Here is a 12376-nt window from a genome sequence, read left to right as displayed (position 1 = left end):
AATAAAAAATGTCAGATATTAAATTAAGATTTGCACCATCACCAACAGGTTACCTTCACATTGGAGGTTTGAGAACAGCTCTTTACAATTACTTATTCGCAAAGAAAAATGGCGGCAAATTTGTCTTGAGAATCGAAGATACAGATAGGACAAGATATGTTGAAGGTGCCATAGAAAACCTAATTGAATCTCTTGAATGGGCAGGCATAACTCATGACGAAGGTGTTATTGTTAAGGACGGCAAGCTAACAGAAGTTGGCGACTGTGGACCTTACATCCAATCAGAAAGATTAGACATCTACAAAAAATATGTTGATAAATTAATTGAAGATGGCCACGCTTACTACTGCTTCTGTTCTAAGGACAGACTAGATAATCTTAGGGAAGAACAAAGAATTAAGGGAAAGGTACCTAAGTATGATGGACTTTGCCGTGGAATTCCTCTTGAAGAAGCTAAGAAAAGAGTTGCAGCTGGAGAAGACTATGTTGTAAGACTTAAACTTCCAAAGAACAAGGACATAACTTTTAATGATGCAGTTCGTGGAAAAGTTACAATTAACACTGATGAAATTGATGACCAAGTCCTAATGAAGTCAGATGGTTTTCCAACTTACCACATGGCTGTAATTGTTGACGACCACCTAATGGGTATCACTCACATTGTTAGAGGGGAAGAATGGCTTCCATCAACTCCAAAGCACGTTTATCTTTATGAATGTCTTGGCTGGGAAGCGCCAGAATTTGTTCACCTTCCAACAGTTTTAAATAAGGACAGAAAAAAACTTTCTAAGAGACAAGGAGATGTTTCAGTAGAAGACTTCAAGAAGAGGGGCTACCTACCAGAAGGTATTGTAAACTATCTTGCACTTGTTGGTTGGTCTCCAGAAGATGGAGAAGAAATCATGTCCCTAGATGAGCTAGTAGAAAAATTCTCCTTTGACAGGGTAGGAAAGTCTGGCGGAATCTTTGACACTGACAAGTTAAACTGGGTTAACTCTCACTACATGAAGTCCTACGACTTAGAAAAACTTGCTGAACTTGCTATACCATTTGTAACTGAGTCAGGTCTACTAAGTGAAGAAGAAATTAGAAACAACTTTGAATGGTACAAGATCTTAATTGATACAGTTAGAGAAGCTTGTGACAAGTTAGAAGACATTCCAGAACACATAAAGTTCTTATTTGGCGACATAGAAATCACAGAAGATGCCGCAAAAGAAGAATTAGCACAAGAACACGTGCCAGGACTTCTTGATTCCTTTATAAAGATTGTAAAGGCACACGATGAAATTGACATGGAAACTGCCAAGGGACTTATGAAGGAAGTTCAAAAAGATTCTGGAGTAAAGGGCAAGCAACTTTACATGCCAGTAAGAGCAGCAATCTCTGGAAATGTTCACGGACCAGAAATGCAAAATATCCTTTACCTCTTAGGCAAGGACAAGCTAATTGAAAGAGCAGAAAAAATTAAAAATTCACTTTAATTAAAAAAATTGGACTAGTCATAGAGATTAGTCCTTTTTGTTTAAAGATTGAGACCTAAATTTTTCTAAAAAATAATTTTTAATGATAGATATTTTTTTATTTTATAAACTATAATATTATTACAAGTATTTTTTAGGTGGGGGATATAGTTGACAACAAATATAAAAAAATTTTTGAAGGTAATCTTTTGGCAGTATCCTAAAAAATCTAATATAATTTATAGGATTTTAATTCATGCCTTTATAATATTTTTAAGCTTGGGTTGGGCTTATATTTTTATTGATAATATAAATATTACTTTTATTAAAGTTTGTCTTATTATCTATACTTATCTCAGTTTTCTATCTTTTTTACCCAGCCTTCTTATTGTTGGAAGTCTAGATGAGAAAAGTGGAAAGTCTTTATTTATTGTATATATATTATCTTCTTACATCTTGGCCTTTATCAGCTTATTTATTTTAATCTACTTAATAAAAAAGGACTTAGTTTAATTTAAAATTAATAATCTTGTTTTAATTTATAATGACTTAAGGCAAATAAAAAGAGGACTGAAAATAAATCAGTCCTCTAAATTTTTATAAACTTGTTAAAAATTAAAGTTATTTTAAAAGTCCAAATTCATAGTCCCTGTCTCTGAAGTATTTTATAACTTCTGATAGGGAGTCGGCTGTTAGTTGTTTGTTTATTGCGTCGTGAGAAAGTACGACGGCAATTTTTGTGTTCTTGTTTTCGTTTAAGCTCTTGTCAAGATATTCGATTTGACCTTGGATTGTTGTTGGTCTCACAGATTTTTTCTCTGCATCACCAACAAGGCAGTTCCAGTCAATCCAATTTATATCTTTTGATGCTAGATATGAATCGCAAGCTTCAATATTGTTCCATGACATTTCGCCACCTGGATACCTAAAGACCTTTGAATGAAAATCATCGCCTAAAATATTTTTAAGTCTTTCATTAGTCTTTTCTATTTCATCATAAACTCTTTCCACATTTACAGTTCTTCCTGGGTAGAGGTAGTCGTAGTCGTGGGTGAAGGAGTGAGTACCAATGGCGTTACCATTTGCTAGAATTTCTCTTATACGTCCTGCAGTTTTGTCACCAATAGACTTGCCGACAAGGAAGAAAGTTGCACGAGCATTTTCCTTCTTTAAGGTATCTAGAACTTGTGGAGTGATTTCATTATTTGGTCCATCGTCAAAGGTCAAGAATACAATTTTCTTTTTGCCCTTGTAGTTTTGGTGGACTGTGAAGTCACGAATTTTTTTTGCGTCATAGGCATACTTGTCAACCTTCTTTAGGTGGTTGGATCCCTTGACTATGAATTCATCTTCCATTTGACCTAGTTTGTCCAAGACAACATTAGAGATGTATTCTTTTTCATAAAAGATTGGTCTTGGCCTGTCCTTATAAATTTCATTTGTGTAGTACCACATTAGGGCAGGTGAAACTTCTGTGTCTTTTGAGTTTTTTATTCCAGAAAAGATTTTTGAAAATATAAAAATAAGTATTAAGACAAAAATTGAAATTGAAATAGTTTGTCTTATTCTCTTCTTTCGTCTAGCCCTTTGTCTTCTTAATCTTTTTCTTCTATCGTAGTTTGTTTGGGTCATAAAAAACCTCCCAGTGATAATATACATCAGTGGGAGGTAAGATGCAATTACAAAAGAATTACAATTACTTCATTGAGTTATAGATTAAATATAGAACTTCTTCGAGGGTCATTTCCTTATTGGGGTCTATGTCGCCATTAATATAGGCGAAGCCCTTGGCGATTATATAATAAGATTCATAATCGCCTAAAGACTTTTGATTTTTAAAGATGTCCTCTTTAAAAATTCCCTTGGCTTTTGTAAATCTTTCAAGATTATTTTTTGTAACAAGAGTCTTTACTACATCTTTTTCTAAAATATTTTTGCCCTTTAATTTTTCAAGGTCAAGTCCAAAATTATCAATGTAGGAGGAGTTCATTCTGTTAGGAGCATTTAAAAGTTTAACAAAGTCTTGATAGTTAATCTTGTCTGAAAGTTTTCTTCCAATTAAACCAATGCCCAAATCCTTTAGGTAAAGAATTGCTTCCTTGTCCCTTGCCTTGTTAAGGTCAGAGTAAGATATTTGTTCCTTAAAGTTAATAATCTCTCCATTGTAATCTCTTAATATTTTATCTTGACCAATGACTGGGGCGAAGTCCCTTATGTTGCCGTAGAAAAGTTTAGGTCCCTTGTTAGTCATTACATACTTTAGTCCAAAGTTTTTAGAGGATAAGAAGATCTTGTTGGCTTCTTCTTGAGTCAAGCTATTGTCACTTGCCTTAGAGAAATCAATTTTTGTTGAAGTCCTTTCATAAGATGAAATTTTTTTATTTTGGTCTACAAAAATTTTCACACCTTCCTTTAGGACAGGGAGTTTGTTTACATATCTTGGTATAGTAACAGAAGTTCCCATCTTAGAAGAGTCAATTGAAATCTTATCTAAGTTAAGCTCTTTCTTGTCTCCGTATTTTTCTAAGAAGCCTAGGGCAAGCTTTTTAGCATCTGCTTCTTTAAGCTTGTTGTTGTAAACTTTTTTGTCAGTCCAAAGGTCTAGGGAAATAAGATTTAAGTTCCTAGCATTTAGTGTGAGTCTGCCATAATTTTTATCTTTCTCTAGGCTTATATTGTAGTAGAAATTTTCCTTGTCAGAGTTTAAAGAGATTGATGTAACTTGGTAGCCATCACCAGCAATTTCATAGGCTTTTTTCTTAGCTTGTGATTTTTTACTTAAGTCCTTTAGACCCTCAATCTTTTTAATTTCCACATCGGTTAGACCTTCAGCATTAGCAGCTTTATCCATCTCATAGGGCATAAGTCCCAAATTATTATTTTTTACAAGCTTACCATCTTCTGCATCTATATCAAAAATTTCTGAGTGGTAGACCTTGGCTACGGACTTGCCATCATTGGAAATCTTGTAGGAAAGCCTAAGTGGAAACTTTTCTCTAAATATTTTTTCTGCTTTTTCTTGACTTAGCTTGGCCTTGTTCTTAAAGTCCTTGTCACTTAAGAAGGAAGTAGTAGGACCGAAGTCGGAGTTGATTTCCATATTTCCAATTTCTTTAGAAGTAAGGGAGATGTTTACATAAAGAGAGTCTGACGCAAGTGGTATTCCATGTATTAACCTCTCATATAAAAAGTTTAATTCCTTTCCATCATCTAAGAATGAAAAATCTCTTAATTTATATTTTTTGTCGAAGTCAGGAATAAGCTTTGCTAACTTTTCTTCTACAATTTTTTGTGCCTGGTCTTTTGAAATCTTTTTAGAATTTTTATTGTCATCTTGATCCTTGCTCCACTTTGAATAGGAATAGAAGTCGCCATCACTTGTGTAGGCAACTTGTAAGTTTCCTAAGTTTTCATCAGACCATTGGTAGGAGTCAATAGTTTTATTCTTTGCTTTATTATTTAAGTAAGTAGAACCTGAGTCAGAATTAATAGGATCCTTAATCAAATTAAAATCTTCATAGGCCTCTGTGATATTAAACAATTCTTTTATCTCTTTAACTTTTTCCTTTTCCTTCTTTGTTATGTCAACTGTCACTGCCTCATCAGTAGGAGTGTAATTTGTCATTTCAACTGAAGCCACAACTGGTCCCACGAGAAGGGCTAGGGAGAGTGCATAAATTATTTTCTTTTTCATATTTTTCTCCTTTGTAAATCGTTAAAGTATTTATGTAAAAAAAGAAGAGGCTCTGCCTCTTCAAAATTAAGCTTTAGATTAAGCGTCTGCTTCTTCTTTGCTATCTTCATTAAGAGCAGCTACAAGCATATTAGGATCTATACCATGAACCATTGCTGCTTCTTCAAGACTTTCCATTTGAGAAGATGGGCACATAATGCATCCCATTCCAAAACTCATTAGAGTACCAATTGATTCTGGTTTTTCTGAAAGAATTTGTCCGATTAACATTTCTTTTTTAATTTTCATTTACTAACACCTCCCTGATTAATATACCCAAAATTATTTATACTTAAAAGATGAGTACTTAACAAAATGGTCCTTGCTTTTTGTTCCAAGGCTAATTTCAAATTCACTTGTGGAGTCGAAGCCCTTTGATGTTAAAGTTTTTGCAACTTCAAATCCCTTCTCATAAGGGAAGACTTCCGACTTATCTCCTTGCTCAATCTTTATATAAGGAGTGTACACTAGCTTGCCATGGTACTTAGCAGAAGTTGGTAGGACTTCAACAATATTTTCTGACTTAACATAGGTTGACTCTCCACTTAGCTTGCCTTCTTCAGATGTTGCAAGTACTTCGTTCTTTATATTAGCAAGAAATTTTGAAATGTCAAGAAGAGGGTCCTTTAAAATGTCTAAGCTCTTTTCTTCGTAGTCAGTTACGTAGTCAACAATTTTTACATTGACTTGGTTGTTGACAAGAGAGCGACCAGGAATTGATTTTGAATCAATTTGGACAGAATTATTTTTTTCGTCGAAGTTAACACTGAAACCAATTGTCTTACCAAGTTGCCTCAATTGAAAATAATTATAGCCGTCAATTGTGTACACGCTAAAAGAATGTCTAACTCCATTTACAAAGACCTTGTGAGTTGAACTTTTTACTTCACTGTCGCTGTCCTTTAAAGGTACAAGATCATTTTCAGTTTTCTTGTAGTCAGACTTGCTAGTGATGATGACAGCTTTTCTGTCGTTGTCGTAAGATACATTAAACTCAGCGTCCTTTTCATCAAGAAGAGCTGCAATGTCTCTTAACTTAAAGTAGTTGTTGTCGGCAATGTTGTAGCCCTTAACACCTGTGTCCTTTCCATCGACTAAGACGCTTTGACTAGAAACTTTTGCACTAGCAAATACATTTGTAATTAAAACTAGGGATGTAAGCCCTATAGAAATTATTTTTTTCATAACACGACCTCCTAGGTCTATTGTATTTTAAAAGATTGCCCTCGACAAGACCAAATATTTAACCTATAATTTAATAAGGTGATTTTATGAGTAACTTACTTATGGGTTTTAATATTGTATCGCCCGTGTTTATAGTTTTGCTACTGGGATACTTTGCAAAACAAAAAGGATACATTGACAACAACTTCGTAGACAAGGGAACCTGGATAGTCTTTTACATGGCCTTGCCCTTTAAATTATTTTACGACATAAAGAATGCAAGGATTGAATCCCTTCATCCAAAATATGTTGCCTACATCTTATTGGGAATTATTTTTATAATTTTTATTTCTCTTATAATAGGAAAGACTTTGAGGATTAAAGACAAGAGAAAATTATCTGCCTTTATTCACTGTGCCTACAGGTCAAACTTTGTCTATGTTGGCTTTCCAATCCTAGACATAATTTATAATGGTGCTCCTTCAATGGAACACATGATAGTAATAATTGCCTTTGGTCTTACTCTTTATAACATAGCTGCTATTGTAATCTTGACTTATTATTCTGAGGTAGAAGATAAATCAATTTCTGTTGCTAATATTCTTATAAAGATAATAAAGAACCCAATGATTGCTGGTGTAGTCTTTGGTTCAATTTTTAACTTTTTAAACATACCAGTTTATCAAGGAATTGATAAGGCAATAGAAATGGTGGCAAAGATTTCAACACCAATGTCACTTATATTAATTGGGGCAAGTCTAAACTTTGAATCATCAAAGGATGATTTCAAGTTTATGTTTATCTCAGCCTTTATCAAGACAGTTTTAGCTCCACTTATGCTTATACCAATAGGAGTTAAGCTTGGCTTTACAAATATGGAGCTTGGAATAGCCTATATATTTTGGGCAACTCCTTGCGCAGCCAACTGCTTTATCTTTACAAAGCAAATGAAGTCCGATTATGAATTTGCCTCAAAGGTAATCACTCTTTCTTTTATCATGAGTATTATTACCTACCCAGTGGGCATATCCATAATGAACTATTTTAACTTCTTGCACTAAAAAAATTTAAGTGCTATAATCAAAACTACAAAATATAAATAATACCTTATTGAGAGTGGTGGAGTGAATGGGCACTTTGAAACCCGGCAACCTAGTTGGTGCTAAATCCCACAGATTTTTATCTGGAAGATGAGGTTTAATGGTCCTCACTTTTTGCGTGGGGATTTTTTTATGGATTAAAATTTTATGTGACTTTATAAATTTGACCAAATAGAAAAGAGAAAATAAATTCATACATTAAATCAAGGTATTTAAAATGGAGGAAAGAAATAAAATGAAAAAATGGCAATTTAGTTCAGAGTCCGTTACAGAAGGACATCCTGATAAAGTTTGCGACCAAATATCAGATGCCATCTTAGATAAGATTTTGGCAGAAGATAAAAATGCGAGAGTGGCATGTGAAACTATGGCATCCACAGGAATGATAGTTATAACTGGAGAAATCTCAACAGAAATTTATGTGGACTTCGAAAAAACTGCAAGAGAAGTCCTAGAAGATATTGGATACAACAGGGCAAAGTTTGGTTTCGATGGAAGAACTTGTGCAGTCCTTTCTGCAATCAAGGAACAATCTTCTGACATAGCCATGGGTGTTGACAGGTTTAAGGAAGAAGGAGTAGACGAACTTGACTCCTTTGGAGCAGGAGACCAAGGTATTATGTTTGGATTTGCCTGCAACGAAACTGAAGAGTTAATGCCACTTCCAATTTCACTTGCCCACAAGTTATCAAGAAGATTAACTGAAGTAAGAAAGAATGGTACACTTGACTACCTAAGACCAGATGGCAAGACTCAAGTTACAGTTGAGTATGAAGAAGACAAGCCAGTAAGACTTAAAAATATTGTAGTATCATCCCAACACGCTCCAGATGTAGCTATGGAACAAATTAGGGAAGACATAATTAGAGAGGTAGTTGAAAAAGTTGTGCCAAAAGAATTCATTGACAAAGACACAGAATTTTTCATTAACCCAACTGGTAGATTTGTTATTGGTGGACCAATGGCTGACGCAGGACTTACTGGCAGAAAAATAATTGTTGATACCTACGGTGGATTTGGAAGACATGGCGGTGGAGCTTTTTCAGGAAAGGATCCAACAAAGGTTGACAGGTCAGGTGCCTACTACGCAAGGTACATTGCAAAAAATTTAGTGGCAGCAGGACTTGCAGATAAAGTTGAAATTGGACTTGCTTATGCAATTGGTATTGCAAGACCAACTTCAGTTTATGTAGAAACTTTTGGCACTGGTAAACTATCTCATGAAGAAATCGAAAAAATTATTATGGAAAACTTCGACATGAGACCAGCTGCAATTATTCGTGACCTAGACCTATTGAGACCAATCTACAGACAAACTGCATCCTATGGTCACTTTGGTAGAAACGACCTAGATCTTCCTTGGGAAAGGACAGATAGGGTAGAAGACCTTAAGAAGTATCTAAAGTAAGACTGCGTTAAAAATTAAATTTCGGGTAAGATAGGATTAGCTGTTAAAAAATACTAACTTAGTATGCTATAATTAAAGAGCAAATTTATTTTTAGAGTCGAGAAGAGGATGGTTATGAAGAAAACTTTTAATTATTTTAGAGCGAACCCATGTGGAAATATAACAGGCTTTGTTGTTGCTCCTGTTTATCCAGGCTATAGAAAAGCCTACACAGACTGCATTATTGAACAAATAGATAAAGATGTAGAACAAGTTGGATTTATTTCTCCAGCTTATGAAGGTGCACCCCTTAGGATGGATATGATGGGTGGAGAATTTTGTGCCAACGCAACAAGAGCTTATGGACTTTACTCTGCAGGCTTCTACGACACCGATGGACTTGTTGATATTGAAGTTTATGTAAGCGGTCATAAAGGAACAACTGATGTAATTGCAGATGTTAAAAATCAAAAGGCCTATGTTGCCCTTGATGGTCCTATTGAAAGAGAAAACTTGACAATAGATGGCAAGGACTGCACACTTATTAAACTTCACGGGATTAGTCACTTAATTGTTGAAGGAGAAGAAGACAGAGACTTTGTAGATAAGGCTCTTGAAGTCCTTAAAAAAGATCACAAGGACGAAGCCTATGGAGTTCTTTTCTTCAACAAGGAAAAGCTTGAAATGATTCCTTACGTTTATGTAGAAGGTTCTGAAACTTTATTTAGAGAAAGCTCTTGTGGATCAGGTACTGTAGCTGTAGTTAATTATCTTGAAAGTGACATTGAAAAGCTTGATGAAGACTACAAGATTGCAATAAAAAACCCAGCAGGAGAACTTGAAGTCTTTGTTTATGAATTTGAAGATGGAAAGAAATTCTGCGTTGGTGGCAAGGTTGAACTTTCTGAAGTAGAAAAGAAATCTATTGAAATCCCACAAGACGTTGCCCTAGCAGTTATAGCTGAGCACGATAAGATTGTTGAAGAGCACAAAAAGAAAATGGCTGAAGAAGAAAATAAAGAGCCAGTTGACGAAAACGACTTAACTGATGAAGAACTTAAAATAATGAGAGAAAAATTTGGATTTGATTAATCCTTATGAGGAGGGGGCAACCCCTTCTTTTTTTGTAAAGTTTAAAGATACAAAATTTGAAAAACTTGAAGTCTTTGAAAGATAATTTTTTTATTATTAGTTAGCTTAAAATATTTTTCTACAAGATAGGCTAAAGTAAAAAATTATTTCCACTTGCAAAGCAAAGAGACAATAAAAAATTTTTTATAAACACTCAGACTTTATGTGTATAATGTTATCAGGTGATTTGAATGATAAATGTTGTTGGACTTGGATCCACTTCTTCAAGAGACCTTACCCTTGAAGCAGTAAAAATTATGAAAAATGGGAATAAAAATTTTTTGAGGACTGACAGGCATGAAGCCCTTTCTTTTTTTGAAGAAAATAAAATAGCTTACCAGTCCTTTGACTACTTGTACGATGAAATGGAAAGCTTCGATCAAGTTTATAATAAAATTGTAGAAATATTAATAGAAGAATCTAAGAAGGAAGATATAAATTATTTTGTCCCAGGTACTCCCCTAGTTGCAGAAAAAACTGTAAAGCTTTTAATCGATAAGAAGGAAGACATAAATATTGTAAATGGAATTTCTTTTATTGAACCAGTTCTTGCAGGAGTTGGACGAGATGCTGTTGATGGACTTCTGTTTTTGGATTCAGATGCAAAGAAGTTTGACTTCGACACAAGACGTGACACACTGATAACTCAAGTTTATAATAAGAGGATTGCATCAGACCTATCACTTCTTCTCCAAGAAGTATACAAAGAAGAGGACATGGCTTATGTAATTACCAACGCAGGTCTTGATGATGAGATTGTGAGAAAGGTCGAGATTTATAAACTTCCAAGACTTGATGACTACAACCATCAATCCTGCATCTACATCCCAAGGACAAGTGGCAAAAACTTCCAAATAATTATGGACCAGCTAGAAAATATTTTAGAAGACAAGGACCTTTACTTAGATGATGAAAATTTTGATAGAATTAAAAATCTATTAATGGAAAAATCTAAGGAGATTTCCATGGACTATGAAGATGAAATTGACACCTTAATCCTGTCTTTATTGATGCTTTTCTTAAAGGAGAGAGAGGGTTTAGTGGATTTTCGTGAAATATTTGATGAAATCTATAAAAAATTGGATAAAATAGCGATTATTTTAAAATAAATGTAGAAAATAAAGCCAACTTAGGTTATAATTGTAACAGTCTTAGCAATAGAGCTCTAGTAGGTCTTACATATCAAAGACTTATAGGGTTTTGTAACTAAGGAAAGACTATAGAGAATTCTTCAAGGAGGATATAAAATGAACAAATCAGAATTAGTAGCAAGTATTGCTGAAAAATCAGGTCTTACTAAAAAAGACGCAGAACAAGCTTTAAACGGATTTATTTCTTCAGTTCAAGAAGCTCTTGCAGACGGAGAAAAAGTTCAATTAGTTGGATTTGGAACTTTCGAAGTAAGACAAAGAAAAGCTAGAGAAGGAAGAAACCCTAGAAATCCAGAAGAAGTTATTAAGATTCCTGCATCTAAAGCTCCAGTTTTCAGATCAGGTAAAGCTCTTAAAGAAGCTGTTAATAAGTAAGAAAAGAGAAGGCAAGGCCTTCTTTTTTTTATGCCCAAATCTAGTCTAAGTGTTGATATTTTCTTTTCTATTTGATATATATGGATAGAGAGCATTATAAGAGTAGATAAATTAAAAACCTAAGGCTTATAAAAAGAAGGACTTATGTTTCTTTAAACTAGGTGATAAAGTAGCATAAGGATTATTTTTAGTACAAAATAGTGGAAGAAGGTAAATTTTAATGCTTAGATATTTTTTAACTGATAAGTATACAATTTTATACTTTACACTACAAATCTTGAACCTTATAGCTATGTATAAAAGTTTAAAAAAAGGCTATAAAAAGACAGCGATAGCATTTATGTTTATTTTAATAATATTTAATTATCTTTACTTATCAATAAATTACGTAGTTAGGTGGTAAAATTAAAATACTTTAGTAAAGTTTAAACACTCGTATAGAACTAGATTTTTAAAAACAATGTTAAAGAAAAGCTATTTTCGGGCTTTACAATAGCTAATGCTGAAAAAGGGAAATTATGAATATATGGTTTAAAGAGAAATCTTAGACCATATATTTTTATGTCCAAATTTTGTCTAAGTATTGATATTTTCTTCTATATTTGATATATTCTTATTTGGAGAGGATTATGAGATTAGATAAATTTTTAAAAAACTCAAGACTTATAAAAAGAAGAACTCTAGCAAAGGAAGCTTGCGAAAAGGGGCTTGTTGAAATTAATGGCAAGCTTGCCAAGCCATCAGACTCTGTTAACATTGACGACATTATTTCGCTCCAACTTGGCGAGAGAAAAATCAGGGTCAAGGTTAAGGACATCTCTGATGTGAATTCCAAGAAGGATGCAGAGACTCTTTATGAGAGAATAGATTAA

11 protein-coding genes and 1 riboswitch are annotated in these 12376 nt (G+C 33.8%); of the genes, 7 read left to right on the top strand and 4 right to left on the bottom strand.

What is annotated here, in order from left to right; genetic code table 11:
- Positions 1-8: 8 nt before the first annotated feature.
- On the top strand, positions 9-1484 hold the full coding sequence (gene gltX, locus HMPREF1864_RS05410; protein ID WP_062571817.1) for a glutamate--tRNA ligase: 1476 nt from the start codon (positions 9-11) through the stop codon (positions 1482-1484).
- Between the two features lie 600 nt (positions 1485-2084).
- On the opposite strand, the gene HMPREF1864_RS05400 is transcribed toward gltX, so the two are convergent.
- The 4 genes from HMPREF1864_RS05400 to HMPREF1864_RS05385 all read right to left on the bottom strand — a co-directional run bounded on the left by HMPREF1864_RS05400 (position 2085) and on the right by HMPREF1864_RS05385 (position 6381).
- Entirely contained in the window at positions 2085-3095 is a 1011-nt protein-coding gene (locus HMPREF1864_RS05400; protein WP_062571815.1) for a polysaccharide deacetylase family protein, read from the bottom strand.
- Between the two features lie 64 nt (positions 3096-3159).
- Positions 3160-5157, bottom strand: a complete 1998-nt coding sequence (locus tag HMPREF1864_RS05395; protein ID WP_062571814.1) for a YcdB/YcdC domain-containing protein — start codon at positions 5155-5157, stop codon at positions 3160-3162.
- Between the two features lie 78 nt (positions 5158-5235).
- Positions 5236-5445, bottom strand: coding sequence for a DUF1858 domain-containing protein (locus tag HMPREF1864_RS05390; RefSeq protein ID WP_062571813.1), 210 nt, complete (start codon positions 5443-5445; stop codon positions 5236-5238).
- Positions 5446-5478: 33 nt separating this feature from the next.
- The gene (locus HMPREF1864_RS05385) at positions 5479-6381 is read right to left on the bottom strand and encodes a hypothetical protein (RefSeq protein ID WP_062571812.1); all 903 of its coding nucleotides are present in this window, start codon (positions 6379-6381) and stop codon (positions 5479-5481) included.
- A gap of 86 nt (positions 6382-6467) precedes the next feature.
- Here HMPREF1864_RS05385 and HMPREF1864_RS05380 point away from each other — a divergent pair, with 86 nt between their 5' ends.
- The 6 genes from HMPREF1864_RS05380 (at position 6468) to HMPREF1864_RS05355 (ending at position 12376) form a co-directional block, all read left to right on the top strand.
- The gene (locus HMPREF1864_RS05380; RefSeq protein ID WP_062571811.1) at positions 6468-7421 is read left to right on the top strand and encodes an AEC family transporter; all 954 of its coding nucleotides are present in this window, start codon (positions 6468-6470) and stop codon (positions 7419-7421) included.
- Positions 7422-7464: 43 nt separating this feature from the next.
- Positions 7465-7557: riboswitch (SAM riboswitch) on the top strand.
- Positions 7558-7695: 138 nt separating this feature from the next.
- On the top strand, positions 7696-8868 hold the full coding sequence (metK, locus tag HMPREF1864_RS05375) for a methionine adenosyltransferase (protein WP_062571810.1): 1173 nt from the start codon (positions 7696-7698) through the stop codon (positions 8866-8868).
- A gap of 114 nt (positions 8869-8982) precedes the next feature.
- Complete coding sequence (locus tag HMPREF1864_RS05370; RefSeq protein ID WP_062571809.1) at positions 8983-9939, top strand: hypothetical protein; 957 nt, start codon at positions 8983-8985, stop codon at positions 9937-9939.
- 230 nt (positions 9940-10169) lie between these two features.
- Positions 10170-11087: an SAM-dependent methyltransferase gene (locus HMPREF1864_RS05365; RefSeq protein WP_062571808.1), complete on the top strand. Its 918-nt coding sequence runs from the start codon at positions 10170-10172 to the stop codon at positions 11085-11087.
- A 138-nt stretch (positions 11088-11225) separates the two neighbouring features.
- On the top strand, positions 11226-11504 hold the full coding sequence (locus HMPREF1864_RS05360) for an HU family DNA-binding protein (protein WP_005957971.1): 279 nt from the start codon (positions 11226-11228) through the stop codon (positions 11502-11504).
- A 629-nt stretch (positions 11505-12133) separates the two neighbouring features.
- Entirely contained in the window at positions 12134-12376 is a 243-nt protein-coding gene (locus HMPREF1864_RS05355; protein ID WP_062571807.1) for an RNA-binding S4 domain-containing protein, read from the top strand.

This window comes from Peptoniphilus sp. DNF00840, assembly GCF_001553125.1.
GTDB classification, from domain to species: domain Bacteria; phylum Bacillota; class Clostridia; order Tissierellales; family Peptoniphilaceae; genus Peptoniphilus_A; species Peptoniphilus_A vaginalis.
The sequence above is the reverse complement of the archived record's forward strand: the minus strand, read 5'-3'. Positions and strand labels throughout refer to the sequence as shown.

Coding starts and splice junctions, on each gene's coding strand:
- HMPREF1864_RS05390 (WP_062571813.1), bottom strand. CDS start 5,445: ATGAAAATTAAAAAAGAAATGTTAATCGGACAAATTCTTTCAGAAAAA.
- HMPREF1864_RS05365 (WP_062571808.1), top strand. CDS start 10,170: ATGATAAATGTTGTTGGACTTGGATCCACTTCTTCAAGAGACCTTACC.
- HMPREF1864_RS05395 (WP_062571814.1), bottom strand. CDS start 5,157: ATGAAAAAGAAAATAATTTATGCACTCTCCCTAGCCCTTCTCGTGGGA.
- metK (WP_062571810.1), top strand. CDS start 7,696: ATGAAAAAATGGCAATTTAGTTCAGAGTCCGTTACAGAAGGACATCCT.
- HMPREF1864_RS05380 (WP_062571811.1), top strand. CDS start 6,468: ATGAGTAACTTACTTATGGGTTTTAATATTGTATCGCCCGTGTTTATA.
- HMPREF1864_RS05370 (WP_062571809.1), top strand. CDS start 8,983: ATGAAGAAAACTTTTAATTATTTTAGAGCGAACCCATGTGGAAATATA.
- HMPREF1864_RS05400 (WP_062571815.1), bottom strand. CDS start 3,095: ATGACCCAAACAAACTACGATAGAAGAAAAAGATTAAGAAGACAAAGG.
- gltX (WP_062571817.1), top strand. CDS start 9: ATGTCAGATATTAAATTAAGATTTGCACCATCACCAACAGGTTACCTT.
- HMPREF1864_RS05360 (WP_005957971.1), top strand. CDS start 11,226: ATGAACAAATCAGAATTAGTAGCAAGTATTGCTGAAAAATCAGGTCTT.
- HMPREF1864_RS05385 (WP_062571812.1), bottom strand. CDS start 6,381: ATGAAAAAAATAATTTCTATAGGGCTTACATCCCTAGTTTTAATTACA.
- HMPREF1864_RS05355 (WP_062571807.1), top strand. CDS start 12,134: ATGAGATTAGATAAATTTTTAAAAAACTCAAGACTTATAAAAAGAAGA.